Genomic DNA, 26,571 nt, shown 5'->3' with positions numbered 1-26,571 from the left:
CGGACGCCCGTGCTGCAGACGGCCACTGCGGCGCTGTCGTTTCTCAGGTTCTGGCTCAGATTCCGTGACCTGGTTACTTAGCGTTCGGGTGCCCATGAAGTTGAGCTCGGAGCGAGTGGGCTATTTGGTCTGCCTGGTCAGCCGTTACTCGCTCCTGCTCTGGGCGCCGAAGCAGCTCGAAAATTCCCGGCCCACGATGCTCTGGTTGCAGATCTGCCGTGCGCGGAACGATGTGGAAGTGCACGTGCGCGAAGCCTTCGGCTTCGGCAAATTGGACGACGTAGGTCTTGGCACAACCCGTCACGCTCCGGAGAGCCCGGGAGAGCTTGACCTGCCACACCCCTAGGGCAGAAGCCTCAGCGTTGGTGAGGTCATGAACTGCGGCAACGTGGCGCCGAGGCAGCAGCACCAGCCAGCCGGGCACTGCGGTGTTGAAGGCGTGGGCCACCCGCCAGTGCTGGTCGGATACCACGCACTCGCGTGGTGGAAGGTCGTCGAATTCTGCTTCCTTGCTGCATGTGTAGCAGTCGGGAGTCATCATGAACTGAGATCGTAGAGCTGTCTCGCTGCGAGACGCCTGTCGGCCTCAGTCACTAAAGGTTGTCCGCAATGTTGGGCAACGGTCAGGCACATGCCGAGTGGAGTTACCCCTTCGGGAATCGAGCGCCCCAGGTTTCCTCCTCCAGGAGGAGCCCGTTGGCCAGATAGCTGATGGTTCGGTACCAGCCGATCAGTACGAGGAGTTCGAGTAGCTGAGCGTCCTCGTAGTGAACGCGCAGGGCATCCCAGGCGGACTGCGAGAGCTGGGCCGTGTCGTGCAGTTCGTCGACTGCGTCGATCAGTGCGGCATGGCGTGGCGGCCATGTGGCACTGGCTGCCGTATCGGTCCAAGCGGATCGCACACATCAGCTACTACCGGCTCAGCGAGAAGAGCACCGGCGAGGACGTAGTCGTCCCTCTGCGCCGCGCAACCTGAACGGCTCGAAGAATCAGTACTCATGTACGTGGGGTCAATGAGCACCACAGACGAAAGCACTACGTCCCTGTCTCAGGCCGTCGGGTCCCAGAGTCCGCCGGCCTCGCCGCGGGCAAGGTGTTCGGCGTAGACGCCGACCTTCCAGGCGATCACTGATCGACACTCCTCCAGCGCCTGGATCTGTGCCTCGACGCGCTGCTGATGAGCGTCGAGAAGCCGCAGCCGTTCCGCCTCGTTGCCTGGGCCATGCCGTACCAGTTCGGTGAACCGTTTGAGGTCGGCCAGCGGCATGCCGGATTCACGCAGTTTGACGCAGATCAGCAGCCAGTCGACATCGGCGGTGGCGTACCGCCGCCGTCCGCCCGCGGTGCGCTGGACCGGTCCGACCAGCAGGCCCTCGCGCTCGTAGAATCGCAGTGCATGCACGCTGAGCCCGGTCCGCTCGGCCACCTCGCCGATGCTCAGTGGCTCAGCGTGGGGTTCAACAGTAGCCATGCCGCCCAGCCTAAGGGCTGTCCCGCAAAGATCTTGGCTCCGAGTGCGGAGCAGCCTGCAGAGCTGGCGAGGTGTTCAGCCGGTGGTTCGTGAGGTGTCCAGGGACCGGGCGAAGTCGGCGAGCGTGTGGAAGTCGTTCTCCCGGAGGCCGATCCGTGGGTTGACGTGGTGGAGGAGCCCGGGCCCTGGGTGGTGGGCGGTCACGTAAGTCTGATCCAGCTCGCTCTGCTCATCGTCCACCCAGGCGAAAGGACGGCCGCCTGCGTGGTCCACTAGCGGTCCGGTCTTCCAGTGGACTCCATCAGGGCGTTCTTGGAGCAGGACGTCGCCGAAGTTCACGAAGGGAAGTTCAGGAAGGCCGAGGACCGGTGCGATCCACCGGTTGGCGTCGTCCATCCATGTGGTGGCCCAGCACAGCTCGAAGCCGAGCCGGAGCAGGATTCGTCCGTGCTCCGGGTTGAGCCAGACTCGTAGGGGGCGTCGTCGGGACGACAGGCCCCTGTCGTCCCGATGGGCGTCGTTCCGGGGGACCCGGAGTGTGGTGTAGCCGTCGGGACGCCTCTCCGGCTTGGCTGCATAGGGGTTGAGTGGCCCGTCCACGTCGAGGAACAGCAGAGGTCGGTTCACGGTTTCCCCCGGTTTTACTCACTGTGGACTGCCTCGATCAGCGTAGCTGTGGGCATGCCTCGGCATGAGGCTGGCCTGAGTGGTGATCATGGTGTGGCGAGTGTGATCACGGCGTCGGAGCCGTCCTGGATAACCCCGTTCGCGGGGCTGAGCCCGCGCTGCTTCGGCAAGCTGCTGAGCGCGCTCCGACGCGATGGAGCAGATGTGATCCACCGAGGCCGGCCGTGGAGTCTGCCGCTGGAGGACCGGGGGTTGCTGGTCACGGCCTACTGGCGAACGAACCTGACGTTGCGGCAGCTCGCACCGCTGTTCGGCGTCTCGAAGTCCACGGCCGGCCGAGTCATCAACCACCTCGGCCCCCTGCTCGCACTCCAGCCCCGCGAGCGGTTCGCCAAAGACACCGTGCTCATCGTGGACGGCACCCTGGTCCCCACCCGTGACCACACCATCGCCGAGCGGTCGAAGAACTACCGGTACTCCACCAACCACCAGGTCGTCATCGACGCCGACACCCGCCTGGTTGTCGTGGTCGGCCGGCCGCTCGCCGGGAACCGCAACGACTGCAAGGCGTGGGAGGAATCCGGCGCCAAGGCCGCCGTCGGCAAGACCCTCACGATCGCCGACGGCGGCTACCCAGGCACCGGACTCGTCATCCCGCACCGCCGACAGCGAGGCCAGAGCCAACTCCCGGACTGGAAGGAGGAGCACAATAAGTCCCACAAGCAGGTCCGGGCCCGGGTCGAGCACGTCTTCGCCCGCATGAAGACATGGAAGATCCTCCGTGACTGCCGCCTCAAGGGCGACGGTGTCCACCACGCCATGCTCGGCATCGCCCGGATGCACAACCTCGCCCTCGCCGGATAGGTCGTAGGCAGCAGGGTGGCTGGCCCGCTTGCACGAGGCGACTCCAAGATCTTTACGGGACGTCCCTTAGGACTTGATCTAGACCTCGCTCTAGTTCCTAGCGTCGTCGGCATGACCATCACTGATCAGCAGCCGCTCGGCTCGCCCTTCTCTGCCACCAGCACCGCCGAGGACGTCATCGCCGACCTCGACCTCTCCGGCGCAACCGCCGTCGTGACCGGGGGCTACTCCGGACTCGGTCTGGAAACCACCCGGGCCCTGGCGGCCGCCGGAGCCCGGGTCATCGTTCCAGCACGCCGACCCGGCCTCGCCCGCGCCGCTCTCGCAGACGTGCATGGTTGCGACGTCATCTGCATGGACCTGGCGGACCTCGACAGCGTGCGCGCCGCCACCGCACAGATCCATGACTCTCTCAGCAGGCTCGACCTCCTCATGGCCGTCGCCGGCGTCATGGCCACCCCTGAGCGACGCGTCGGGCCCGGCTGGGAAGGCCAGCTCGTCGTCAACCACTTCGGACACTTCACCCTCGCCTGCGAGCTCTACCCGCTCCTGGCCGCCGCCGGCGGCGGTGCGCGTGTCGTCGTCAACAGCTCCGCCGGGCACACCTTGACCGACATCCGGTGGCACGACCCGCACTTTTGCACCGGCTACGACAAGTGGCTGGCCTACGGCCAGGCAAAGACCGCCAACGCCCTGTTCGCCGTACAGCTCGACGTCCTCGGGCGCAACGACGGAGTCCGGACGTTCGCGCTCCACCCGGGCAAAATCATCACCGGCCTTCAGCGAGAGATGACTCTCCAGGAACAGATCGACCGTGGCTGGGTGAACGAGCACGGCACCGCGATCGGCGCCGACTTCAAGACACCCTCCCAAGGCGCCGCCACCGGCCTGTGGGCCGCCACCTCCCCGCTCCTCGACGACCGCGGCGGGCTCTACCTCGAGGACTGCGAGGTCGCGCGCGTCTCCGCCCCCGCCGCGCCCATGGACGACGGCGGCGTCCGCGCCTACGCCATCGACCCCGACGCAGCCGCACGGCTGTGGGAACTGTCCGTCGCGGCGACCGGCGCCACCCCGCTCACACGATGAACCTGTGCTCTGCGTGCGCCGGGCTAGGGCCTCTCGTTTGGATCATGCCGGGCTCGCGGGCCCCGGCACCGCGCCTCGCCGCGTTGTCGTCGGTCGGCAGGGCTGCGCCCTGCCGCTCTCCTCCGCCTTGCGACGCACGGCACCGGACCCCGCTCCCTGATCCGGCCTGATCCAAACGAAAGACCCTAGCGCCGTGCGAGCCAGCGCAGGTACGGCTCAGCTCCTGGAGCAGGCCGGAGCGGAGACAGGTCACCGCCAAGGGGCCATGAGGGCCACGCTCACTCGGCACCCCGCGCGGTGTCGCGTCGGTCCGGTAGGGCAGCATCTGCGCAGCATTCGCTTGGCCGTGAGGGGTCATCATGCGTTCCACCAGCCGCGCGCTTCCATCGCGGTGCTCGCCTGCCTGCTGCTGGCAGGCTGTAGATCCGTCTCTCTCGGCACGTCGCCGTCGTCCGAAAGCCGGAGCCCGGCGGCAGGAGCGCCGGGCACGACGGTGCCGACCAGGTCGGGACCGATCGCGGTTGGGGCGGGCCGCAGAATCAGTACACGGTGCAGCAGCAGCCGGCCGCCGGCTCGTGCCACTGCCGCTACGAGCACGGTGAGCCCCTCGAGGACCCGGCGTGCACGCCGGGCGGGATTTTCCCGGCGGTGACGCAGGCGAACCTGAAGTCGACGATCTGCCGCAAAGGCGGCTACACCTCCGGAGTACGCCCCTCCGCGTACGTGACGGGCAAGGAGAAGAAGCTCAACGCGGCCTCCTACGGCTACACCGGCCGCATGGCGGATGCAGAGTACGACCCCCTGATCAGCCTCCAGCTCGGCGGCGACCCCGACGACCCGCGCAAGCTATGGGTAGAGCCGCCTGACCCGGGCCACAAGAAGGGCGCCGGGGTGAACAACAAGAAGGACCCGGTGGAGACGAAACTGCACACCGCGGTCTGCAAGGGCCAGGTGTCGCTCGCCGCCGCGCAGCAGGCCATCGTCACCGACTGGACCGCCGCCCTGACCGTCCTTCACCTCCGCTGAAGAGGCGGTTGGGGAGCCCCGATGCCGGGACGCTGCCGACGGATTCGTGCCGAACGGCGGCGGGCAAAAAGCCCCGGCTGGACGGGGGAGGCCAGCCGGGGTCGTGAGCGGTGACGTGCGGAGGGTGGTCGCCTCTCGGCGGGATGGTCCATGGGGCCGCACAGCCCCGACTGCCTGTGTGAGCTGGGGGGCGAACACTCCTTGGTGGAGGCCTAGGGTCTTTCGTTTGGATCAGGCCGGATCAGGGAGCGGGGTCCGGTGCCGTGCATCGCAAGGCGGAGGAGGGCGGCAGGGCGGAGCCCTGCCGACCGACGACAACGCGGCGAGGCGCGGTGCCGGACCCCGCGAGCCCGGCATGATCCAAACGAGAGGCCCTAGTTGAGGTAGTCGGCAACCAGTGTGGCGAATTCGTCCGGGGTGGCCAGGCGGATACCGAGATCTTCGGCCTTGGCTCGCTTGGACCCCGCGCCGTCTCCGGCGACGACGAGGGTGGTCTTCTTGGAGACGCTGGAGGACGAGCGGCCGCCGGCCTGTTCGATGAGCTCGTTCATCTGGTTGCGGCTGAGCTTCTCCAGGGGGCCGGTCATCGCGCCAGTGACGACCACGGTCATCCCGGCCAGCGGTCCGCCCGCAGGCTTCGTGTTCTCGTCGTAGTCGCCGGCGTCGCCGTCGGACGAGGTGGGTGGGGTGGCGCCGGGTTCCGTCATGTTCACCCCGGCGGCGGCGAGTTTGTCGATCAACGGGGCGAGTTCGGCGAGCTCGGCGACGATCGAGGGGGCCTTCTCGCTGCCGATGCCCTCGACCCGCTGCATCGCTTCCGCGTCCGCGGCGCGGACGTTGTCCATGGTGGCGAAGTACCGGGCGATACGGCGGGACATGGAGCGGCCTGTGCCGCGGACCCCGAGCGCGCACAGCACCCGCGACAGCGGCTGGCCCTTGGCCGCGGCGAGCGCGGCGAGGAGGTTGTCGGTGCTTGTCTCACCCATCCGCTCCAGGCCGAGGAGTTGCTCGCGGGTGAGGGCGAACAGGTCGGCCAGGTCGGCGACCAGGCCCGCCTCCACCAGCTGGACCACGCGCGTGTGCCCGAGGCCTTCGATGTCGAGCTGGTCGCGCCCGGCGGCGTAGGAGAGGGAGGCGACGAGATGGCAGTTGCGGCCGTTCTCGCAGCGCCAGCGCTGCTCGCTGCTGTCGATGCCCGAGCCGCACCGCGGACACACCTTGGGGAAGGCGATGGGCTGTTCCTCGCCGGTGCGCAGATGGGCGACGGGGGCCTCGACACGCGGTATGACGTCGCCGGCCCGGTGCACCATGACGTGGTCGCCCAGACGAAGGTCGCGGCGGGTGATGTCGGCCGGGTTGTGGAGGGTGGCGTAGGTGATGGTGGCGCCGTCGATCTCGACCGGTTCGAGGACGGCACGCGGGGCGATGATGCCGGTGCGGCCCACGTTCCACTCCACCTCAAGCAGCCGGGTGATCTTCTCGACGGCCGGCAGCTTGTAGGCGATCGCCCAACGCGGAGCGCGCGAACCCGATCCTGCTGTCTGCTGGTCGGCGGCCAGGTCGGCCTTGATGACGATCCCGTCGATCCCGAACGGCAGCTCGGCCCGCAGGGCGGCGATCTCCTGTACGCGGGCCAGCACCTGCTCGACGGTGTCGGCGGAGATGCCGGGTACCGCGGTGGTGGCGGTGGTGTTGATCCCGTACGCCGCGGCCTGGGCCATGAGGTCGCTGTGCGCGAGTTCGCCCAGCCGCGCGGCGAGCGCCGTCTCGGTGTTGGGCAGGGGCAGCAGGCCGTAGCCGAAGAACGTCATCGGCACCGTGTAGGCGCGCTCCTTGGCGCGCAGGGTGCCCGCCGCGGCGCCGCGCGGGTTGGCGAACGGCTGCCCGCCGTGCGCGGTGCGCACCTCGTTGGCGCGCTCGAACTGAGCGGTCGTCATGAGGACTTCGCCGCGGACTTCCACGGTGACGGGGTCGGTGAGTTGGTCCGGCAGGCCCTCTATGGTGCCGATCGCGTGCGAGACGTCCTCCCCGGCCGTCCCGTCCCCGCGTGTGATCAGCTGTCTCAGGCGGCCGTCGGCGTAACGGGCGGCGACCGCGAGCCCGTCCAGCTTCGGCTCGACGCTGAACCGCTCGACGTCGTGGCCGATGCGCCGGGCCAGGGACGCGGTCCAGGCGGTGAACTCCTCCGGCGAGAACACGTTGTCCAGACTCAGCATCGCCACCGTGTGCGGGACATCGCCCTCCACAGCGCCGCCGGCGACCTTCCCCGTCGGAGAGTCGGGCAGCACCTGATCAGGATGTTCGGCCTCCCACGCGGCGATGCCTCGCACCAGCCGGTCGTAGGCGTCATCGTCCAAGGCCGACGTCCCGCCCGCGTAGTAGGCGGCCGACGCCTTCACCGCGTCCCCGACCGCCTGCGCGTAAGCGGCGGCATCCATGATCACAGCTGCAGGTGTTGTCATGCCCGTCATCCTGCCTGCCACCACTGACATTGCCCGATGCAGCGGGACGGAAGAACGACCGCGAAGAAAACGGGGGCGGAGGCCGCCCAGCGCCCAGCCGCACCCCTCAGCGCGAGCAAGCACGCGTATCACCCTGGACGTGATCTTTCGGCTATGTCCGTGAGCGGGCGCAGCGGCGCATGCTCCGTAAGCGAGTAGGTAGCGCGGCGCGTATACCCTGCGGGAGACTGCGGGCAACCGCAACCACCTCGGGGCCCTGGCGTGCCGCTACGCCACCCGCGCCGAGCACTCCCTGCCGTACCGATCGACAGCGACGACACGTAGCCGCCGGGCCCGCGCCGCAACAGGGTCCTGGACGCCCTCAAGCGGGCGGAGCGCAAGGTGTTCCCCCGGCCCGCGCCGAAATCCGCGAAGGCCCAGGTGGAATTCCTCTGCACGCGCGCCAAGAAGTCGACGAAGGCCCTGGCCGAACAGCTGGGCGTCTCGCCTCGCACCGTGCAGCGCTACCGCGCCGGACAGCAGACGAAGCCTCAGAAGCGCCTGCAGGCCACGCTGGTGGAGGAGACTGAATCTCAGTGGCAACCGCAGGACAGGGCACAGGCGCGGGAGCGCGGGAGCGACCTCCAGCGGCATGATGGTGGAGGTGACGGCCTACTTCGGATTCACCTGCACGGGCAGCTCGGACGACGGCCGCGAGCGCACCATCGCCGATCTCGCCCACCTACGCCGCACAGATCCTCCAGCTCCAGGAGGCCGGTGCGACGGAGGAAGACCCGCATCCGATCGTCGCGGAGGCCATCACCGAGTCGTATTTCACAGGTTCAGAAACGGGTACCAGTGAACGGGGCCCGCCCGGCTGAACGCTGCACCGGGGCCGTAGGGCACCGGGCGCCTGCGTCCGGCCGGGGGCGGCCGAGACGTGGGTGAGAGGAGGAGGGGTGGATGGTCCCGTGGTGGCCTACGCGCCAGAGGGGCGCGGGGCATGCTCTACCGGTGACAGCTGTTCGGGGGAGTCGGATCGGCTGCTGAGGGCGGTCAGATCCAGGTAGGTGATGGCCCCTGGGTTGGCCATGCCCGGCAGCAGTCGCCGCCACAGGTCCGCGACGCGTTCGGGAAGGTCCTTGCGGCCGTTCGCCGCCTGGGAGAAGAGCTGAACTCCCGTGTACGCGGCGACGATGAACTCGCCGCAGGACTCGGGATCGACATGCGGCAGCAGCTCCCCGGCCTGTTGGGCCTCCGCCAGGAGGGAGATCACCACAGTTGTCCAGTCCGCGAACGGGGTGACCGGCGCCTCGTCGAAGAGCGTGTCGACGGTGATGCGCGTCCCCGCCATGAGCAACGGGTCGCTCTGCAGCCCGCGTGCTACCTCCAGGCTCATGATGATGAGCCGCTTCAGGGGGGAAGGGGGCTCCGACGGCGAGTAGGGGAGGGTCTGCTCATCGATGATGGCGTCGGCGAGAGCGCGCTTGGAATCGAAGTGGAAGTAGAGAGCGCCCCTGGTGACATCGCCGGTCTGCATGATCTCGGCGATTGTGGCAGCCGAGTAGCCGCGCTTGCTGATGACGGTCGCGGCGGCCTCCAGGAGCCTTCGGCGGGTGCGCAGAGCGCGTTCTTGGCGGGTCAACTTTTCCTCCCTCCGGGCAGTGGCTGAGACACCCTACCCAGCCCTCCTGAGGATGCCAACCGTCTGGTTTTGTTTTGCCCAAGGAATGTGATCTTGGTCGGAACTGCGTTGACAAAACCGCATGGGCGGTTTTTATTAGCTGGCGGTCTTCCCGCAGAGGGCGGGGGCTTCACGGAAGGCTGGTGATTTGTCGTGTCCTTGGAAGCCGTGCGGAGCGGAGCGCTGTCGCCGGACCTGGTGCACCGGCGCCATGGTGAGCAGGTGCTCGTCACGGGTGTGGAGCGACTGGCAGCGGATCGTTTCGCCGTCAGCGTGCGCTGGCCGCAGGACCACACCTTCTGCGGACCGTGCGCGCATGGCGCGATCGACCCGCAGTTGCTGCCCGAGACGATGCGTCAGGCGGGGATCCTCGTGGGCCACGTCGGATACGACGTGCCGCAGGGTCATAGCTTTGTCATGAACGCGCTGAGTCACGCGGTCGACTGGGAGGCGCTGCGCCGGGTCGACGTGGAGACCGGGCTGGTCTTGGAGGTGCACTGCGCCGAGGTGCAGCGGCGCGGCCGGATGATGCTCGGCGCCCGTGGCGCGATGGCGCTCACTCGCAACGGCCGGCAGGTCGGTACGGGCGCCTTCGATTACCGGTGCATCTCGCCTGGCGTCTACCGGCGGCTGCGGGCCGGGGCCCGCTCCTCCGAGGACCCGGCGCTGCCGGTGCTGCCGTCCCCGATGGACCCGGTCGCCGTCGGACGGGTCCGCCGCCAGGATGTCGTCATCGCCCCGAGCGGCCTGCCCAACACGTTTCTGCTGCGCGCAGAGCGCGACCATCCGGTCCTGTACGACCACCCGCTGGACCATGTCCCGGGTATGGCGATCATGGAGGGGATGCGCCAGGCGGCCCAGGTCGTCACCGCGCTGCCGGAGGTGGTGACACCTTGCACGGAGGCGGCCTTCGCGCGCTACGTCGAGCACGACGCGCCCTGTTACATCACCACCGGCACGCCGCGCCGGGCGGGCGCCGGGACCGTCGATGTTCCCGTGCAGGTGTGGCAGCGCGGCCTGGAGGTGGCCCATGGGCTGATCTCCCTGAGCGCCCGCGAGGGCGAGCCGGTGGCAGCGGTGCTCCCGTACCCGGCCGGCCGGCGGGTTGCCGCGTCCCGCGCCCCGCTGTCCCAGGCTGCGGGGAGGGCAGGGTGAGTTTGCTCACCGCCCGGAACCTGATCCGTCGGGCCGCGGTGTGCGGCTGCTGGTCCGGGACGCCTCCCGGGCGCCGACGGCGGAACCCGGTACCGACGTACCGGTCGCCGCGGGGCACTTCGACGATCCTGGCTTGCTGCGGCAGGCCGTGACCGGTGTGCGTGCGGTCTTGGCCGTGACCGGCGAACCTGGGCGTCCCGAGCAGGAGGCCCATCTCGTACTCCCGCGAAGGACGCGGGAGTACGCCGTCAGGCGGAGCTGTCCGTGCTGGCCGTGACCGACCGACGAGCACAGGACCTGGTGACCTGCTGGCAACGGGACAGCGAGGACCGCATCCGGCGTCCGGCCTGGACTGGACGCTGCTGCGGCCCCGCGCGTTCATGACCAGCACGCTGTCCTTGGGCGGCCGATCCAAGGCCACGGGCTCGGTGCGGCACTGGCCGGGCGACGCTCTGCCGGCGTGCGTCGACCCGGCGGACGTCGCCGCCGTCGCGGCCTTCATGGTCACGGGGACGGCCATGCTGGACGCGCCTACGCGCTGACCGGGCCCCAACCGCGGCAGGCGCGGCACCAGACCCGGATCCTCTCCCGGGTCGTGGGCCGCCCGTCGGCCTTCGTCGAGCGCGCGGGAGGAGACGGGCCGGTTGCTGCGCCGACGGCACCCGGCCCAGGTGGCGCAGGCCCTGCTGGAGAGCGCCGAGCGCCGCCTGACCGGCGCGAAGTGCGCCGTGGTGGACACCGTGGAACGGCTGCTGGGCAGCTCCGCGAGCAGCTACGCCGCATGAGCCCAGCAGGCGGTGCCCGCCTTCAGGTGGGTCCGGTCCGTCCGGTGCCTTTGACCAGGCGGGTACTGACGGAGTTCTCCTCCGCCGGTACCGCCTTCGGCGTTCTCAACTCCCGTGCGAGTGCTTGGCGGTGACGGCCGCCCAGCGTTCCAGCACGCTCGCGGCCGCTCCCGAGTCGATGGACGCGGCGGCCCGTCGCACGCCCTGTTCCAGGCGTTCGGCCACTGGGCGGCCGGAGGGTTCGAGGGCCGCGAGGCCCGCCGCCGCCGACAGCAGCACCGCGTCACGGACGGGGCCGTGTTCCCCGGCGAGGAGGTCGCGGGCCACCTGGGCGTTGTGGGCGGGGTCGCCGCCGCGCAGGGCGTCGGGTGAGGCGAGGGTGAAGCCCAGGTCGCGAGGGTCGAAGGTCTCGGTGCGCACCTCGGAGCCGGTCACCGACCAGATCGTGGAAGTCGTGGTGACCGAGAGTTCGTCCATCCCGTCGTCGCCCCTGAAGACGAGCGCCGACACGCCCCGGCGGGCGAGCACCCCCGCGACCAGAGGCGCCGCGGCGGGATGGGCCACGCCCACCGCCTGGGCCGCCGGCCGGGCCGGATTGCACAGGGGGCCGAGCAGGTTGAACACCGTACGGACCCCCAGCGAACGCCGAGTCTGCGCGGCGTGCCGCATGGCAGGATGGAACAGGGGCGCGAAACAGAAGGTGATGCCGACGTCCTCGGCGACCTCCCGGATGCCGGACGGGGTCAGGTCGAGCACCACGCCGAGCTCCTCGAGGACGTCCGCGGAACCGCAGGCGGAGGACGCGGAGCGGTTGCCGTGCTTGACCACCCGGGCCCCGGCGCCTGCCGCCACGATCGCCGACATGGTGGAGACGTTGACGCTGTCGGAGCCGTCGCCTCCGGTCCCGACGATGTCGAGCGCGGGACCGGAGATGTCGAGGGGCAGCGCGTGCCCGTGGGCGGCGCGCACCAGCCCCTCGACCTCCTCCACGGTCTCACCCTTGGCGCGCAGAGCCACCAGCAGACCTGCCAGGACGGCGGGTTCGGCGGCGCCGGACATCACCTGATCCATGGCCCAGGCAGTGTCCTCCGCGCGGAGGTCAGTGCCGTTCATCAGGGAGTCCAGCAGTTTCGGCCAGGTACGGCCTTGCGACTGAGCGGGCACGCCGGGTTCTCCTCACACGGTGACTGGGGGACATACGGGATGACCAGGGGCTGTCCTGCGGATCTGGTCGCAGGGGACGGTGCCTCGGGGCCTCTCGTTTGGATAGGTCCGGGCTCGCGGGGTCTGGTACCGCTTCTCCACGCTCGGCTTCGCTCGCGTGGGAGGGGCTCCACCGCCGAGTTGTGGTCGGTCGCCAGGGCTGCGCCCCGACTCCCTCCTCCGCCGTGCGATGCTCCCCCTCTGCCCGAACGGCGTGGGAGGTGCCCACGCCCGCCTGCGGCGATGGCACGCAAGAGGGACATCCGGCGTCGTATCTCCCGCAAGGGCATCGAGTCTTCCACGTGGCCCGGCCGGCACGCCGGGCCGTCGAGCGCACGCTGTCCTGGCTGAGCGGGCTGCCGCCGCCTGCACCGCCGTGACGAACACAAGGCCGGGCATTCCCTGGCCTTCGCCGCCATCGCCTGGAGCCTGATCTGCCCCCGCCGAACCACCGGGTTGGACGGCTGCCGGCGCGGCTGAGCGGGGCATGGTGCGGTTACAGGACGGAGGAGGGCGTCGATGTGATGGGGCCCCGCCCGAGCGAGCCGAGCGTGGGGGAGTCGCAACCGACGACAGCCCCGCAGATGTGCGTCCCATGCCCCGCTTCTGCGACAGGATCCGCCGGACAGGCTCTGGAGCTGAGCGACGAGCGGGATGCGCTCTTGGTGCCGGGCCAGGGTGAGACGGCGGAGGCCTCAGCCCCTGGGACGGTCCGCCAGCTTCACCAGGAAGATCACGGCCGCCGTCAGGAGGACGTACACGACGTTGAGGATCTCCATGGCGTGGCCGGCCGAGGCCAGCGCCGGGCCGGCGAGCGCGAAGAACGCGGTGCCGACCACGGTCACGCCGAGCGAATTGGCGAACTGCTGGGCGGTGTTGAGCGTTCCGGAGGCCGCTCCCGCTTCCTCGGGCTGCACCCGGGTGAGCGCACCGCCGATGAGCGGTGGCAGCAGGAGGCCGTTGCCGAGACCGATGACGGCCAGCGGCGGCACCAGCCACCAGGCGGTGAGCCCCTTCCCGCCCGCCGCCAGTTCGGCGGTGACCAGGAGGAGGCCGACGATCACCAAGAGCCCGCCGGTCACCGGCACGCCCGTCTTGAACCGGGCCACCAGCCGCCCGCCGAGCATGGACGCGATGGTGAACAGAACGCCCTGGAGGAGGAAGACGAGGGCGGCCTGATCGGGATCTGTCCCGAGCCAGCTCTGCACGACCAGGGTGAGGGCGAACAGGAAGCTGCCGAAGTACAGCTGGTACGTCGAGGCGGCCGACAGCATCAGCGTGTAGGGGCGGTTGCGGAACAACCCGGTGTTGATGATCGGTGCGCCGCCGCGCTTCAGCAAGGCCCGCTGCCATGCGATTGCCGCGATCATGACGGGCACGGAGGCGATCAGGCACAGCCAGGTCCACAGCGGCCAGCCGGCCTCCCGGCCGAGCGAGAGCGGGACCAGGATCAGGGCCAGCGCGAGGGAGACGGCCAGTGCGCCGATCGGGTCGAACTTCGCCTTCTGCGCGGCCGGGGTGTGCGGAAGCACGGCCAGGCCCAGCAGGATCGCGATCACGCCGACGGGCACGTTGACGACGAAGATGCCACGCCAACCGAGGCCGAAGAGATCCGCCTTGAGGATCAGACCGCCGAGGATCTGCCCGCACAGGGCGCCGAGACCGCTGACCGCCCCGTACCAGCCGGTGGCCCGGCTGCGGTGGGCGGCCGGGAAGGTGACGGTGATCAAGGCGAGCACTTGCGGAACCATCGCGGCTGCGGTCAGACCCTGCAGCAGCCGGGCGGCGACCAGTTGGCCGGGGGAGACGGCGAGCGCGCACAGCAGCGAGGCGACCGAGAAGGCCGCCATGCCGCCGATGAACATGGTCCGGTAGCCGAAGCGGTCTCCGAGCCGACCGCCGGTCACCAGTCCGGCCGCGTACGTGAACGCGTAACCGGAGACGACCAGTTCGAGCGAGGCGTCGCCGACGTGCAGGTCGGTGCGCAGGGTCGGTGCGGCGATGTTGACGACGTACAGGTCGAAGACCGCCATGAACGCGGCGATGAGTGCGACGGACAGCACGCGCCACTCGCGTGATCCGGGTGGCGGCTGCACCGCCGCGGAGCCTGCTGCCGAGTCCGAGCGAGTGAGGGCCATGCCATCTCCCGTGAATCGTTCTGACTGGGTATCGGATAGCTATCATGGATACGCAATATCCACCAGCGCATCAAGAGGTGCCCCGCTGTGGTGCTGTGCCGGCCGGATCGAGCTCGCACGCCCGGTCCGGCGGGCAGATGCGTGGCAGCAGCAGGCGCCAGAACGAGGTGAGTGTCTGCCGGGACAGCCAGCGGTCGTTGCTCCGGCTGAGCGCCTCGAACCCCACGGTGGCGCCCACCACCGTCGCCTGGATGTCGCGTTCGGGGATGTCGGCGGCCAGGTACCCCTCCGTCGCCGCTCGCCCCAGCAGCAGGCGGACGTGGTCCTCCCACTCCTGATGCAGCGACAACTCCGATTTCCGGGTCGGCTCCTGGCCGAGCAGGAAGCCCGCGCGCGCGACGACGTTCTCGCTCAGCAGCGCGGCGATGGCGTGCGAGGAGTCGACGAGCGCTTGAAGGCTGCCCTGCGCGGCGGGCCGCGCGGTTCGGCAGGTCGCCCGCAGCAGCCGGGCTGCCTCGTCCTCCACTGTCGCGGCTATGGCCGCCTTGTTCTTGAAGTGGAAGTGCAGGGCGCCGGGGCTCACCCCGGCGGTCAGGCTGATGTCGACGATCGTCGCCTGGTGGTAATTGCGAGACGCGAACGTCTCCGCCGCGGACCGGATCAGATCGTGGCGCGTGCGCGTCGCTCGGGGCTGCACCATGCGGCTCCTCAGGGAAAAGTCAAGGAAGGGTAAAATTGACGGGCGCTTAACAGGCCGTCCGTGCCGTTATTTTGCTACTCCGTCGGGTCGCTCTGTGGATCGGGTGGTCTGTTTTCAGAACCTCATGACCTGCAGTGCTGGGCGATTTGCCAGTTTTATAAGCAATTGCCCGTCCGAATGAGCGGCAAGTGAGGAACTTCCTCAGTTGCGCACTCGCCTTCGGGCTGCATTGAAAACAAGACGTTCGGTTTGTAATCTCCCTACGTCGATGTAACAGGCAGCCATCGGGGAAGGTGTCAGCGACATGGCATTTGGCGACCACGGACAGCAGGCCGCGCACGAGGCGGACCAGCCCAGAGTCAGCGCTGCCGAGCCGCCGCTTTCAGAGGTGCACCACGTTCCGATCGCTTCGCTTCTGCCCGGGGACTCGCCTCGCCACAAGACGGAGGACGAGGAGCATGTGCGTCTGCTGGCGGAGTCCGACGCGGATCTGCCGCCCCTCGTCGTGCACCGTGCCACCATGCAGATCGTCGACGGGCTGCACCGCCTGAAGGCCGCGGTCGCGCGCGGCGAGACAGAGGTCGCGGTCCGGTTCTTCGACGGCTCCATGGAGGACGCCTTCGTCTTCGCCGTCGAGGCGAACGTCCGGCACGGTTTGCCGCTCTCCCTCGCCGAACGCAGGGCCGCGGCCATCCGCATCCTCGGCTCGCACCCCGGATGGTCCGACCGGTCCATCGCCCTGGTCACCGGGCTGACGTCCAAGACCGTGGGCGCCCAGCGGAAGAAGCTCGGCGGCGTCGGCGAGGCCGCCACCCGGATCGGCCGGGACGGCCGGGCACGCCCGCTGAACAGCGCGGAGGGCCGCCGTATCGCCGGACAGCTCATACTCGAATCCCCACACGCCTCGCTGCGTGCGATCGCGAAGCAGGCCGGCGTCTCACCGGGCACCGTCCGCGACGTCCGCGCCCGCCTCGACCGGGGCGAGGACATCGTGCCCACCCGCCGACGCGGCGAGAAGCCCCCAGCGCCGCTGGCTGCGCAGGCTCAATCGCGGCTGGAGCCGCGGCGGGCCGTCCTACCGGACTTGGCGGCGGACGACCGACCGGAGTGCCCCGCGGGCGACTTAGACTGCGTCGACATCTTCCGCAGCATGTGCCGTGACCCCTCGCTGCGGTTGAGCGAGAACGGCAGGCAACTGCTGCGCATGATGGAGATGCACGTCCTGCACCCGCAGCGCTGGGACAATATCGCCCGCTCGGTCCCGCGCCATCGCGTGCAGGTCGTCTCGGCGCTGGCCATGGAGTGCGCCCTGCAGTGGCAGCGCTTCGCCGCCCGCATCGAGGCCGGCGACGTGGCCGTGGCCCCAGCAGCCTGAGGCCCCGCCCGCACCGTCGTGCGCCGACAGGCCGGTGTGCCGACCGCGGTCTTCCTTGGACGGCCCGCCCGTCGGGCATCTTCGGCGTTCGGCTGATCAGGACGCTGCGTGCCGGGACCACCGCCTGCCGCCTCACGACCCGTGTACCGCGCGTGACCCACGAACCGCACGTGGACCTGGCGTGCCCGAACCCGGGCCGACCGGTCAGCCGACCGATCCGGCGCCCCCCCGTTCACCCGCTGACGCGCGGTGGCGGGCTGCCTCCTCGTGAAACGGATACTCCTCGATGACCAGCAGTGCCCTCGCCCTGTGCATCGTCGGCGGCGGACCGCGTGGACTGTCCGTGCCGGAATGGCTCTGCGTCAGCGAACGGCTGACACCGGCTCACTCCGCGGTCCGGGAAAGTGGTGGATGCGCACACGCCGCGGGCAGGCGCCGTGTGGCGACGCGAGAAGTCCCGTGTGCTGCCGGTGAACACCGTTGCCTCCCAGATCACTGTTCACCGACGACAGGGTGTACATCGACGGGCCGATCGAGCCGGTCCGAGCCTGTACGAGTGGGGGCGGAGGCTCGCTGCGGGCGGTGCCGAAGAGTGCGACGACCGGACCCTGGCCGAGGTTCGTGCCCTGACCCGCGACTCCTGTCCCACGCGTGCCTTTTACGGCCGCTGTCTGCGCGACATGTTCTGGTGCGTGGTGCGTGGCGCGCCTGGCCATGCGACCGTACGGACGTCCCGGCAGCGCGCGGTGGCGGTGACCGACCTGTACGGCGAGCACGGTGGTTGCCGGGCCGTACGGCTGGAGGACGGTTCGTGGATCGAGTCGCTGGACGCGGTGGTGATGGCTCAGGGACACGTCGGGACCCGGCCGACGCCCCGCGAGGAACGCAAGGCCCGCCTGGCGCGCGTCCACGACCCGACCTGCCTCGCCCCCACCTACCCGGCCGTCGCGGACCTCGACAGGATCGCGCCGCGCGAGCACGTCCTGCTGCGCGGGCTGGGCCTGAACTTCTTCGACCGCATGGCGTTGCTCACCACTGGACGAGGCGGCATCTTCACCCGCGACGGGAACGTATGGTCCACCCGCCCTCGGGTAAAGGGCCGGTACGCGTCGCGACCTCGCGGCGCGGCATCCCGTACCACGAGGGGGGCGAGAACGAAAAGGGCGCGCACGGCTGTTACGCCCACCCCGGGCCCATGCGGGAGAACCTCTCCCGCACCGGCAGCCAGCTGGCCACCGAACGCATGGCGGCCCACCCGGCCCCGGCCCCCGGCAGATCCCGGGCCCGCCGACCGGTCGGCGAAGCCTCCACGGCAGCCCGGACCGAATCCCGTCCGGTCCGCCAGGTCCTGGCGGAACCCCGAGGTCCGGACGGTGCTGGACGCCGGCCGGCCGGCCGAACTCGCGCGGCCGAGCGCCTGCACGGGCGCGGTTGGGGTGCTGGTCGATCGGGTGGTCCGGTGACGGTGAGCCGGTGGTGACGGCTCGTAGGCCGGAAAGGCCCGGCGGGTTGTGCGCCGAACTCCTCGCTCTGCGACCGCTCTTCGCGGACCAGGGCCTCGCCCTCGGGCTGGCCGGTGTCGAGGAACCGGATCTTCGGCCCGGCGGGCCGGATGAGCGGAGGCTGGCCGGGGGGATGGGGGCGGCGCGCCGGCAGGAGTTCCTGGCCGGGCGGTGGGCGCTGCGGCGGGCGCTGCGGGCCGTTGGGTGCTGTGCGGCCGATATCCGGTACGAGGGGCGGCGGCCGAAGGTGCCTGACGGTGTCGTCGCTTCGCTGAGCCACTCCGGTGGGATGGCGGTCGCCCTCGCCGGGGAGCGGGCCGCCTTCCGTGCGGTGGGAGTCGATCTGGAGCTGCGCCAACTACCTCTCGAAACCGCCCATCTGGTGCTGTCGCCCGAGGAACTGGCGTGGCTCGACGTCGCCGGTGACCTGGACGTGGCCCGGCGTCGGCTGCACGCCGCCTTCTCTGCCAAGGAGGCCGCCTTCAAGGCATTCTGCGCCCTGCCCGGAGCGAGGCCGGCGACCGCGCCGCGGACCCTGCGCGGCATCGCCGTGCGGCCGCTGCCGCACGGATTCGAGGCCCGGCCCTGTTCGCCGCCCGGTCCCGTGCTGGACGTCACGGTGCGGTGGGTGGCCGGCGCGGTGTTGTGCTGGTGCGTGTGTCGGGCCTCATGACTTCCCTGTGCAACTGGGAAATTGGCCCCGCAAACACTCTGGTTCGCAATAATCGCTGAAAGGGCTAGGCTGCGGGAAGTTTTCACCCGGACTTCCGATCGGGCCAGTCAGTGCCCTCGCGTTTTCCAGCCGATCGTTTCCACTTGAGCGCGGATTGGAATCTTCATTCCCATGTCAGAAATGCAAGCCGCCGAAAAGAGCGCACTCGCGACGGGCCCGCTCATGGCGGTGCTGAACCTGGAGGAAATCGGTCCGGACCGCTTTCGCGGAAGCAGCCCCGTGGCGTCGCCGCCCCGCGTCTTCGGCGGCCAACTGCTCGCGCAGGCCCTGACAGCGGCCGCCCGTACCGTGCCCGAGGGGCGCGCCGTGCACGCCGCGCAGATCACCTTCCTGCGCGGCGGGGAACCGGGCCGCCCCCTGCTCTTCGACGTGCAGCGGCTGCACGACGGCCGGTCGTTCGGTGTGCGGCAGGTGACGGTGCGCCAGGACGACAAGGCGGTCTGCACGGTCACCGTCTCCCTCCAGGACTGCGAGTCCGGCCCGGAGCACGCCGTCGCCGCCCCGGCCGTTCCACCTCCCGACCGGTGGCCGGCGTACGCGCACGCGCTCGGCCCCATGGCGGACCGGCTCGGCGCGATCCCGGACGTGGTGCGCCCGTTCGACTTGCGCTACGCAACCGAGCCCCCGTGGGTCAGTGCCGCTCGCGGACCCGGGCGCCCCGCCCATCGCGCCTGGCTGCGGGCCGTGGAACCGCTGCCCGACGAGCCCGGGGTGCACCGGGCCGCGCTCGGCTACGCCTCCGACCTGTCGCTCGTGGACTCGATCCTCGTGGGGCACGGCGTCTACTGGGGCCTCGACCCCGTGACCATGGTCAGCCTCAACCACTCCGTCTGGTTCCACCGGCCGTTCCGGGCCGACGCCTGGCTCCTGTACGACTGCGACTCGCCGACGGCCGGCCAGGGCCGCGGGATGGCCTGCGGCCGCTTCTTCGACCAAGCGGGGCACCTGGTGGCCAGCGTGGTGCAGGAAGCGCTGTTCCGCGTGAGCCCGCCGCCCACGCGGGCCGCGAGTGCGGACGCAACGACGACAGTCGGCTAGGGCCTCTCGTTTGGATCATGCCGGGCTCGCGGGCCCCGGCACCGCGCCTCGCCGCGTTGTCGTCGGTCGGCAGGGCTCCGCCCTGCCGCCCTCCTCCGCCTTGCGATGCACGGCACCGGACCCCGCTCCCTGATCCGGCCTGATCCAAACGAAAGACCCTAGGGGCTCTTGTTCAGGTCAGGCCGGCCCGCGGGTCCTGGCACCGCTCCTGCACGCTCGGCTTCGCCCGCGCGGGAGGGACCCCCACCGCCTCTTTGTCGGCGGTGGCCAGGACTGGCGCCCTGACTCCCTCCTCCGCCTTGCGATACCCCCACCGGCCGAAAGGCGTGGGAGGCGTCCCCACCACCAGACCCCGCCCCCCTGATGCGGCCTGATCCAAACGAAGGACCCCAGAGCCGGACGACCCCCACGGGCCACGTCCCCGAGAGGAACCCCCGCACCATGACCGTGCTCGATGACATCATCGACGGAGTCCGCGCCGACCTCGCCGAACGGCAGCGCCGCGTACCCCTGGAGGCGCTGCGCGAGCGGGTCCGTCAGGCCCCGTCCCCGCTGGACGCGGTGGCCGCGCTGACCGCCCCGGGTGGGGTGCGGGTCATCGCCGAGGTGAAGCGGGCCAGCCCTTCCAACGGCAGGATGGCCGCGATCCACGACCCGGCGGAGCTCGCTGCGGCCTATGAAAGAGGCGGTGCCGCGGCCGTCAGCGTGCTCACCGAGCAGCGGCGTTTTTGCGGATCGCTCGCCGACCTCGACGCCGTTCGTGTGCGGGTCGGCATCCCGGTGCTGCGCAAGGATTTCGTCGTCACTCCCTATCAGTTGTGGGAGGCCCGGGCCCACGGCGCCGACCTCGTCCTGCTGATGGTCGCCGCGTTGCCGCAGCCGGAGTTGCTCTCCCTGATCGAGCTGGCCACCGAGCTGGGCCTGACGCCCCTGGTGGAGGCGCACGACGAGGCGGAGGTCGGCCGGGCACTCGCCGCCGGGGCCCAGGTCGTCGGCATCAACGCCCGTGACCTGCGCACCCTCCAGGTCGACCGGGACACCTTCGCCCGTCTCGCCCCGCTCATCCCCGACGACGTGGTGCGGATCGCCGAGTCCGGGATCCGCGGCCCGGAGGACGTCGCGGCCTGCCGCGGCCACGGCGCCCACGCCGTGCTGGTGGGGGAGGCCCTGGTCACCCGGCCGGACCCCGCAGACGCCGTCGCCGCCCTGGTCACGGGTGGACGCCCCGCCCCGCCGGACGCAGCCTCCCGCGTGGCCGTGCCGACCGCACCCGCGCCGGACGCCGCCTCTCCCGTCGCCCGGAGAACGAGCCACCGCCGGGGCGCAGGCAGCCCCCGCTTACTCCGTACCGCCGATCGAAGCGAAGGCCGTGATGCGTGAACTCGACATGTTCTCAGACCCCGCACCTCGCGCGGACATCAGCGCCTGGCGCACCCTGCCGGCCGCCCAGCAGCCGGAGTGGCCCGACCCCGGCCTCCTCGGCAGCGTCTGCGCCGACCTCTCCCGCGCACCCGAACTCGTCTCCCCCGAGGAGTCGGACCGCCTGACCTCCCGCCTGGCAGACGTCACTCTGGGTAAAGCCTTCGTCCTGACGGGCGGCGACTGCGCCGAGACGTTCTCGGGCACCACCACCGAGTCCGTGCAGCGCAAACTGCGGACCCTGATGCAGATGGCCGTGATCCTCACGTACGCCGCCCAGGTGCCGGTCGTCAAGGTGGGGCGGATGGCCGGTCAGTATGCCAAGCCGCGTTCGCGGCCGACCGAGACCCGCGACGGCATCACCCTGCCGGTCTACCGCGGGGACGCGGTCAACGGGCTGGAGTTCAGCCCCGACGCCCGCACGCCCGACGCCCGCCGGCTGCGCCGGATGTACGACGCCTCCGCGGCCACCCTCAACCTGGTCCGGGCCTTCGCCACGGGTGGCTCAGCCGACCTCCACCAGGCCCACGACTGGAACCGGGGGTTCGTCCGCGACTCGCCCGTCGGCCGTCGCTACGAGGAGCTCGCCGACGAGATCGACCGGTCGCTGTGCTTCATGCGAGCCTGCGGCGCGGCCCCGGACGCCCTGCGCGGCGTGGAGTTCTTCACCGGGCACGAGGGGCTGCTCCTTGACTACGAGGACGCCCTGACCCGCATCGACCGGCGCACCGGACTGCCGTACGCCGGCAGCGGCCATTTCCTGTGGATCGGGGAGCGCACCCGCGACCTGGACGGAGCGCACGTCGAGTACTTCTCCCGCATCCGCAACCCCGTCGGGATCAAGCTCGGGCCGACCGTCACCGCCGACGAGGCCCTCGCGTACGCCGACCGGCTCAACCCCGGCAATCTGCCGGGCCGTCTGACGTTCGTGGTCCGCATGGGCGCGGAACGCATCCGCGACCTGCTGCCCGCCCTGGTGGAGAAGGTGACGGCCAACTGCGTCGCCGTGACCTGGGTGTGTGATCCGATGCACGGCAACACCTTCGAGGCCGCCAGCGGCCACAAGACCCGCCGCTTCGACGACATTCTGGACGAGGTCCGCGGCTTCTTCCAGGTGCACCAGGCGCTGGGCACGCACGCCGGCGGCGTCCACGTGGAGTTCACCGGCGACGACGTCACAGAGTGCCTGGGGGGCGGCGACGGGCTGCTCGTCGGGGACCTGCACCGACGGTACGAGACGGCGTGCGACCCGCGCCTGAACCACCGTCAGTCGCTGGAACTGGCCTTCCTCCTGGCGGAGATGCTCATGGGCTGAGCCGTGCCGCCGTGCAACCGAGGAAAATCCCCGGTTGCCCGGCTGTGTCTCTTTCATTTTCGGTGACCTGCTCGCACAACCGACTTGTTCATCTGCGGTCGGCCGTTCGATTTCACGCGGCCGGCCGCAGTTGACGCCCCGTTCCCCGGCTGTTTCCCTTGGCCCCTCCGTGACTGAAAGGCTTCTGAAATGACTGAGACCGCGGTTTCGCCGCCTTCCGGGGCGGGAGTCGCCGAATTGCCCTTCAATCCCGCCGATCCGGCTTTCCAGGCCGACCCTTTTCCTGCGTACGGCAGGCTCCGGGACCGTTTCCCGGTGCTGCGCGGCCCGCTCGGTGCGTTTCTGGTCAGCCGCTACGAGGACTGCGAACTCCTGCTGCGGGACCGCCGTATGGGAAAGGACTTCGCCAACTCCAAGTTCTTCCAGCAGATCATGGGCGAGGCCGGGGACGAGCCGCCGCCCTTCCTGGGCCTCGGCCTGGACGACTGGGACGCCAAGCTGTTCATGCTGACCGACCCGCCGGAGCACACCCGGTTGCGTGGTCTGGTGTCCCAGGCCTTCACCCCGGCCATGATCAAGGACCTGCGCTCCTCGGTCGCCGCCATCGTGGAGGAGCTGCTCGGTGAACTGCCCGAGCACTTCGACCTCATGGAGCGGCTGGCCACCCCGATGCCGATCCGTGTGCTCGGCACCATGCTGGGTATCCCGGCCGAGGACCAGGCGCAGTTCACCCAGTGGTCGGTCGAGATCGCCGGGCTGCTGGACCTGGACGTCGCGCTGCCCCCCGAGATCGCCGAGGCCCGCCGTGCCGCCGTCGCCGCGTGCACCTCGTACTTCCTGAAGCTGGCCGAGAAGCGCGCCGGCGGCGACGGCCAGGACCTCGTCTCCCAGCTGGTCCGGGCCCGCGACCAGGGCAGCGTGCTGACCACCCAGGAGATCGCCGCCACCTGTGTGCTGTTGGTGGTCGCCGCGCAGGAGACCTTCTCCAACCTGCTGGGCAACGCCGCCGTCGTCTTCGCCCGGCAGCCGAAGGCGTTCACCCGGCTCGCCGAGCAGCCCGAGACGACGGACGCCACACTCGACGAGGTCATGCGGCTGGAACCGCCGGCCCACCAGGTCGGCCGTATCGCCCTGGAACGCATGGAGTTGCACGGCCATGTCATCGAGCCCGGAGACGCGGTGATCCTGCTGGTCGCCTCGGCCAACCGGGACGAGCGGGCCTTCCCCGAGCCGGACACCCTGGACATCGAGCGGAAGGGCCCGAACCACCTGTCGTTCGGTCGGGGCATCCACTACTGCCTGGGCGCCCCGCTCGCCACGATGATGGCCCGGGAGGCCCTGCGCGGCCTGACGGCGCGCGTCACCGCGCTCGCCCTGGCCGAGGAGACCGTCGCGTACAAGCCCGGCATGGGGCTGCGTGGTCCGGCGCGCCTGCCGGTGGTGGTGCGGAAGCGGGTGAGTTGACGTGGGTGCACCACTGACCGCCCGGGCCCACCGCGTGGGCCGGCCGACTGCGGGCCGGGCGCTGCTGCTCCTGTCGCGCAGCTGCAGCGTCCGCTTCACCGCCTATTACTGGGTGGGCTTCGCCGCCGGCCTCGCCGCGTGCGGTCACCTCGGTCCGGGCCTGGCTCTCCTCGGCGTGCCGATGTGGCTGGCCTACTGCGTGGGCACCGAGTCGGTGAACCGCATCGCGGACCGGGCGGCCGACGAGGTCAACAGGCCCGAACGCACCCGGCTGTGCGAGGAGTTCGGATGGTCCCGGCTCACCGCGGTGGCCGTGCTGTCCTGGGGGGTGTTCGTGCTCATCGGCGCGGCCCTGACCTGGCGGCACCCCGGCCCCGGTCTGCCCGCCCTGCTGCTCGTCGACATCGGTGTGGCGATCGGCTACTCGATCGGCCCAGCCTTCAAACGCCACCGCGTGCTGTCCCTGCTCGCGCTGACCGCACCCCTGATCACGCCGCTGCTCACGGGCTGGGCGGTGTACGGCGGGCGGGACGTCCTGCTGTCGCCGGTACTGCCGGCCGTCTCCGTGCTGGCCGCCTTCAGCCTGGGCCTGTCCGGCATCAAGGACATCACCGACGTCGAGGGCGACCGACGGCTGGGTTACTCCAGCCTGTGGCTCGCGCTGGCCAGGATCGGCCGGGGCACCGCCGTGTACGTCTTCATCGGGGCACCGTTCCTCCTGCTGGCGCTCTACGTCGCCCTGGGCCACCTGCCGTCGTCCGCCCTGGCGCCCCTTCCGCTCGTGGTGGTGTCGACGCTCGTGGTCGCCGCCGCGTCCCGGGCCCACGCCGCGCCCGACCGCGAGGCGGCCCGCGAGGTGATGCACCAGTACACCTTCTACTTCCTGGCGCTGTGCCTGCTGGCCTGCGCCCCGACTCGGGCCACGGCCGGCGCGGTCACCGCGAGCGTCGCCTACTGGCTCGTTGCGAGCAAGGCGCTGCACTGGTCCGGCGGCCTGACCCTGGCCCATCTGCGCCGCTGGCTCCGGCTGTTCATCCCGACTTCCACTGTCAAGGAGCACTCATGAACGAGGCCGACATCCGCGCCGTGGTCACTGACGTCGTCGCGAGCGTCCTGACCCTGCCCGCCGAGCAGGTGTCCCCGCACGCGAGCTTCTACGACGACCTCGGCGGCGACTCGCTGCAGAAGCTGGAGATCGTCGCCCACCTCGAGGCTCGGTTCACCTGCTCGCTCACGCACGAGCAGGTCGCTGTCAGCGACACCGTCGAGGACCTCACCGGCCAGGTCGCCCGGCATGTTTCGTGATGCCCAAGGCCGCCACCGTGTCGTCGTGACGGGCATGGGGCTCGCCACACCGCTCGGGACCGACGTCGAGGAGTTCTGGCACAACGTCACCGTCGGCACGGTCGCCACCGCACCCGTCACCCGTTTCCCCACCGACGGCTACCCCACCCACCACGCCGCCGAGGTCAGTGACCCGTCCCTGACGGCCCCACTGGCCCCGGACGGCCGCTGCACCCCACGCTCCCTGCGCTACGTCCACCACTCGGTCGAGGCCGCCCTGCGCGACGCCAAGCTGCTGGACCACCATGGCCTGGAGCGGACCGGGATCGTCGTGGGAACGGTCATGGGCACCCGCCCGCACCTGGAGGAACTGCGCCGCCAGGGCCGTTCTCTCGACGCCGACCCTGCCTGGGACTCACCGCAGGTACTGGCCCAGGAACCCGGACGCGCCTTCGGGCTGCGCGGCCCGCTGCACGTCGTCGCGGCCGGCTGCGCAGCGGGCAACACCGCCTTGGCGATGGCCGCCGACTGCATTCGCTCCGGACAGGCCGACGCCATGGTGGCCGGCGGCGTGGACGAACTCTCGGAGGCCGTGTTCCGGCTGTTCACCACCCTGCGTGCGCTCGCCGCCGACGTCATACGGCCCTTCGACCGCGACCGGCGCGGCATGATGCCCTCCGAAGGCGCGGGCATCCTCGTGCTGGAGTCCCTGGACCACGCCCTGCGGCGTGGCGCCAGCGTCCTTGCCGAACTGCCGGGCTACGCGCTCGCGGCCGACGCCCACCACATGACGGCCCCGCACCCGCAGGGGCTCGGCATGCTGCGCTGCATGGAGGAGAGCCTCGCGCAGGCCGGGATCGACCCGCGCGACGTCGACTACGTCAGTGCGCACGGGACCGGCACCCCGGCCAACGACTCCCTGGAAGCGGCCTGTCTGTCCGAGTACTTCGGGCCCCGAGGCGCCCGGCCTGCCGTGTCGTCCATCAAGGGCCTGCTCGGTCACTCCCAGGGCGGGGCCAGTGCCGTGGAGGCCATCGCCTGCGTCCTCGCCATCCAGCGCGGCCGCGTCCCCGGCAACCCCACGCTGCGGGAGGCCGACGACAGCTGCGCGGGCGTGGACATCGTCCAGGGACCCGCGCGGGACATGCCCGTACGGGTCGCCCTCAGCAACGCCTTCGGGTTCGGCGGGAACACCTCGGCGATCGTGCTCGGCCGGTACTCCGGCTGAGGCTCCGACGCCCTCGCCAACTCGTCATACCTG

General features: G+C 70.5%; 24 protein-coding genes and 1 pseudogene. 16 read left to right on the top strand and 9 right to left on the bottom strand.

What is annotated here, in order from left to right:
* Positions 1 to 73: 73 nt before the first annotated feature.
* From AC067M_RS17145 to AC067M_RS17130, 4 genes and pseudogenes are all read right to left on the bottom strand, one after another.
* Entirely contained in the window at positions 74 to 541 is a 468-nt protein-coding gene (locus AC067M_RS17145) for an HIT family protein (protein ID WP_478697812.1), read from the bottom strand.
* Between the two features lie 103 nt (positions 542 to 644).
* Positions 645 to 878, bottom strand: a pseudogene (locus tag AC067M_RS17140) (carboxymuconolactone decarboxylase family protein); the annotation flags it as partial.
* A gap of 170 nt (positions 879 to 1,048) precedes the next feature.
* The gene (locus tag AC067M_RS17135; RefSeq protein ID WP_478697811.1) at positions 1,049 to 1,471 is read right to left on the bottom strand and encodes a MerR family transcriptional regulator; all 423 of its coding nucleotides are present in this window, start codon (positions 1,469 to 1,471) and stop codon (positions 1,049 to 1,051) included.
* Positions 1,472 to 1,546: 75 nt separating this feature from the next.
* Positions 1,547 to 2,098 (bottom strand): hypothetical protein, encoded by a 552-nt coding sequence (locus tag AC067M_RS17130; RefSeq protein ID WP_478697810.1) that lies wholly within the window; start codon positions 2,096 to 2,098, stop codon positions 1,547 to 1,549.
* Between the two features lie 93 nt (positions 2,099 to 2,191).
* Between AC067M_RS17130 and AC067M_RS17125 the strand changes: the two genes are divergently transcribed.
* The 3 genes from AC067M_RS17125 (at position 2,192) to AC067M_RS17115 (ending at position 5,074) form a co-directional block, all read left to right on the top strand.
* Positions 2,192 to 2,962, top strand: coding sequence for a transposase (locus AC067M_RS17125; protein WP_478697809.1), 771 nt, complete (start codon positions 2,192 to 2,194; stop codon positions 2,960 to 2,962).
* 111 nt (positions 2,963 to 3,073) lie between these two features.
* Positions 3,074 to 4,048 (top strand): SDR family NAD(P)-dependent oxidoreductase, encoded by a 975-nt coding sequence (locus tag AC067M_RS17120; protein ID WP_478697808.1) that lies wholly within the window; start codon positions 3,074 to 3,076, stop codon positions 4,046 to 4,048.
* Positions 4,049 to 4,597: 549 nt separating this feature from the next.
* Positions 4,598 to 5,074: a hypothetical protein gene (locus tag AC067M_RS17115; RefSeq protein WP_478697807.1), complete on the top strand. Its 477-nt coding sequence runs from the start codon at positions 4,598 to 4,600 to the stop codon at positions 5,072 to 5,074.
* A 374-nt stretch (positions 5,075 to 5,448) separates the two neighbouring features.
* On the opposite strand, the gene ligA is transcribed toward AC067M_RS17115, so the two are convergent.
* Positions 5,449 to 7,536 carry an NAD-dependent DNA ligase LigA gene (ligA, locus tag AC067M_RS17110; protein WP_478697806.1) on the bottom strand — a complete coding sequence of 696 codons (2,088 nt, stop codon included), beginning with the start codon at positions 7,534 to 7,536 and terminating at the stop codon, positions 5,449 to 5,451.
* A gap of 958 nt (positions 7,537 to 8,494) precedes the next feature.
* The gene (locus tag AC067M_RS17105; RefSeq protein ID WP_478697805.1) at positions 8,495 to 9,160 is read right to left on the bottom strand and encodes a ScbR family autoregulator-binding transcription factor; all 666 of its coding nucleotides are present in this window, start codon (positions 9,158 to 9,160) and stop codon (positions 8,495 to 8,497) included.
* A gap of 192 nt (positions 9,161 to 9,352) precedes the next feature.
* Between AC067M_RS17105 and AC067M_RS17100 the strand changes: the two genes are divergently transcribed.
* The 3 genes from AC067M_RS17100 to AC067M_RS17090 all read left to right on the top strand — a co-directional run bounded on the left by AC067M_RS17100 (position 9,353) and on the right by AC067M_RS17090 (position 11,139).
* Positions 9,353 to 10,354, top strand: coding sequence for a ScbA/BarX family gamma-butyrolactone biosynthesis protein (locus tag AC067M_RS17100; RefSeq protein ID WP_478697804.1), 1,002 nt, complete (start codon positions 9,353 to 9,355; stop codon positions 10,352 to 10,354).
* Between the two features lie 380 nt (positions 10,355 to 10,734).
* A complete protein-coding gene (locus tag AC067M_RS17095; protein WP_478697803.1) occupies positions 10,735 to 10,896 on the top strand; it encodes a hypothetical protein in 162 nt (53 codons plus the stop codon).
* A gap of 102 nt (positions 10,897 to 10,998) precedes the next feature.
* The gene (locus AC067M_RS17090) at positions 10,999 to 11,139 is read left to right on the top strand and encodes a hypothetical protein (protein ID WP_478697802.1); all 141 of its coding nucleotides are present in this window, start codon (positions 10,999 to 11,001) and stop codon (positions 11,137 to 11,139) included.
* 105 nt (positions 11,140 to 11,244) lie between these two features.
* On the opposite strand, the gene trpD is transcribed toward AC067M_RS17090, so the two are convergent.
* The 3 genes from trpD to AC067M_RS17075 all read right to left on the bottom strand — a co-directional run bounded on the left by trpD (position 11,245) and on the right by AC067M_RS17075 (position 15,180).
* Complete coding sequence (trpD, locus tag AC067M_RS17085) at positions 11,245 to 12,303, bottom strand: anthranilate phosphoribosyltransferase (protein ID WP_478697801.1); 1,059 nt, start codon at positions 12,301 to 12,303, stop codon at positions 11,245 to 11,247.
* 734 nt (positions 12,304 to 13,037) lie between these two features.
* On the bottom strand, positions 13,038 to 14,480 hold the full coding sequence (locus AC067M_RS17080; RefSeq protein WP_478697800.1) for an MFS transporter: 1,443 nt from the start codon (positions 14,478 to 14,480) through the stop codon (positions 13,038 to 13,040).
* 70 nt (positions 14,481 to 14,550) lie between these two features.
* A complete protein-coding gene (locus AC067M_RS17075; RefSeq protein WP_478697799.1) occupies positions 14,551 to 15,180 on the bottom strand; it encodes a ScbR family autoregulator-binding transcription factor in 630 nt (209 codons plus the stop codon).
* 304 nt (positions 15,181 to 15,484) lie between these two features.
* Between AC067M_RS17075 and AC067M_RS17070 the strand changes: the two genes are divergently transcribed.
* From AC067M_RS17070 to AC067M_RS17025, 10 genes are all read left to right on the top strand, one after another.
* On the top strand, positions 15,485 to 16,555 hold the full coding sequence (locus AC067M_RS17070) for a ParB/RepB/Spo0J family partition protein (RefSeq protein ID WP_478697798.1): 1,071 nt from the start codon (positions 15,485 to 15,487) through the stop codon (positions 16,553 to 16,555).
* Between the two features lie 404 nt (positions 16,556 to 16,959).
* Complete coding sequence (locus AC067M_RS17065; protein WP_478697797.1) at positions 16,960 to 18,018, top strand: FAD/NAD(P)-binding protein; 1,059 nt, start codon at positions 16,960 to 16,962, stop codon at positions 18,016 to 18,018.
* 13 nt (positions 18,019 to 18,031) lie between these two features.
* Positions 18,032 to 18,730, top strand: coding sequence for a 4'-phosphopantetheinyl transferase family protein (locus tag AC067M_RS17060; protein ID WP_478697796.1), 699 nt, complete (start codon positions 18,032 to 18,034; stop codon positions 18,728 to 18,730).
* A 171-nt stretch (positions 18,731 to 18,901) separates the two neighbouring features.
* A complete protein-coding gene (locus AC067M_RS17055) occupies positions 18,902 to 19,828 on the top strand; it encodes an acyl-CoA thioesterase (RefSeq protein WP_478697795.1) in 927 nt (308 codons plus the stop codon).
* A 441-nt stretch (positions 19,829 to 20,269) separates the two neighbouring features.
* On the top strand, positions 20,270 to 21,208 hold the full coding sequence (gene trpC, locus AC067M_RS17050; protein WP_478697794.1) for an indole-3-glycerol phosphate synthase TrpC: 939 nt from the start codon (positions 20,270 to 20,272) through the stop codon (positions 21,206 to 21,208).
* Positions 21,201 to 22,562, top strand: coding sequence for a class II 3-deoxy-7-phosphoheptulonate synthase (locus AC067M_RS17045; RefSeq protein WP_478697793.1), 1,362 nt, complete (start codon positions 21,201 to 21,203; stop codon positions 22,560 to 22,562). The genes trpC and AC067M_RS17045 overlap by 8 nt, the downstream gene beginning before the upstream one ends.
* 189 nt (positions 22,563 to 22,751) lie before the next feature.
* Positions 22,752 to 24,026, top strand: coding sequence for a cytochrome P450 (locus AC067M_RS17040; protein WP_478697792.1), 1,275 nt, complete (start codon positions 22,752 to 22,754; stop codon positions 24,024 to 24,026).
* A 1-nt stretch (position 24,027) separates the two neighbouring features.
* Positions 24,028 to 25,092, top strand: coding sequence for a UbiA family prenyltransferase (locus tag AC067M_RS17035; protein WP_478697791.1), 1,065 nt, complete (start codon positions 24,028 to 24,030; stop codon positions 25,090 to 25,092).
* Positions 25,089 to 25,331, top strand: coding sequence for an acyl carrier protein (locus AC067M_RS17030; RefSeq protein ID WP_478697790.1), 243 nt, complete (start codon positions 25,089 to 25,091; stop codon positions 25,329 to 25,331). Before AC067M_RS17035 ends, AC067M_RS17030 begins: the two co-directional genes overlap by 4 nt.
* Before the next feature lie 25 nt (positions 25,332 to 25,356).
* Positions 25,357 to 26,538, top strand: coding sequence for a beta-ketoacyl-[acyl-carrier-protein] synthase family protein (locus AC067M_RS17025; RefSeq protein WP_478697789.1), 1,182 nt, complete (start codon positions 25,357 to 25,359; stop codon positions 26,536 to 26,538).
* The last annotated feature ends 33 nt before the right edge of the window (positions 26,539 to 26,571 follow it).

The organism is Streptomyces sp. NPDC043427, from assembly GCF_056436655.1.
This window is presented reverse-complemented; position numbering and strand designations above follow the sequence as displayed.

What these genes read in the sequence shown, in the direction of transcription:
- AC067M_RS17055 (WP_478697795.1), top strand. Translation starts at nt 18,902, where the DNA reads ATGTCAGAAATGCAAGCCGCCGAAAAGAGCGCACTCGCGACGGGCCCG.
- AC067M_RS17030 (WP_478697790.1), top strand. Translation starts at nt 25,089, where the DNA reads ATGAACGAGGCCGACATCCGCGCCGTGGTCACTGACGTCGTCGCGAGC.
- AC067M_RS17070 (WP_478697798.1), top strand. Translation starts at nt 15,485, where the DNA reads ATGGCATTTGGCGACCACGGACAGCAGGCCGCGCACGAGGCGGACCAG.
- AC067M_RS17120 (WP_478697808.1), top strand. Translation starts at nt 3,074, where the DNA reads ATGACCATCACTGATCAGCAGCCGCTCGGCTCGCCCTTCTCTGCCACC.
- AC067M_RS17045 (WP_478697793.1), top strand. Translation starts at nt 21,201, where the DNA reads ATGCGTGAACTCGACATGTTCTCAGACCCCGCACCTCGCGCGGACATC.
- AC067M_RS17080 (WP_478697800.1), bottom strand. Translation starts at nt 14,480, where the DNA reads ATGGCCCTCACTCGCTCGGACTCGGCAGCAGGCTCCGCGGCGGTGCAG.
- AC067M_RS17095 (WP_478697803.1), top strand. Translation starts at nt 10,735, where the DNA reads ATGACCAGCACGCTGTCCTTGGGCGGCCGATCCAAGGCCACGGGCTCG.
- ligA (WP_478697806.1), bottom strand. Translation starts at nt 7,536, where the DNA reads ATGACAACACCTGCAGCTGTGATCATGGATGCCGCCGCTTACGCGCAG.
- AC067M_RS17040 (WP_478697792.1), top strand. Translation starts at nt 22,752, where the DNA reads ATGACTGAGACCGCGGTTTCGCCGCCTTCCGGGGCGGGAGTCGCCGAA.
- AC067M_RS17075 (WP_478697799.1), bottom strand. Translation starts at nt 15,180, where the DNA reads ATGGTGCAGCCCCGAGCGACGCGCACGCGCCACGATCTGATCCGGTCC.
- AC067M_RS17145 (WP_478697812.1), bottom strand. Translation starts at nt 541, where the DNA reads ATGATGACTCCCGACTGCTACACATGCAGCAAGGAAGCAGAATTCGAC.
- trpC (WP_478697794.1), top strand. Translation starts at nt 20,270, where the DNA reads ATGACCGTGCTCGATGACATCATCGACGGAGTCCGCGCCGACCTCGCC.
- AC067M_RS17135 (WP_478697811.1), bottom strand. Translation starts at nt 1,471, where the DNA reads ATGGCTACTGTTGAACCCCACGCTGAGCCACTGAGCATCGGCGAGGTG.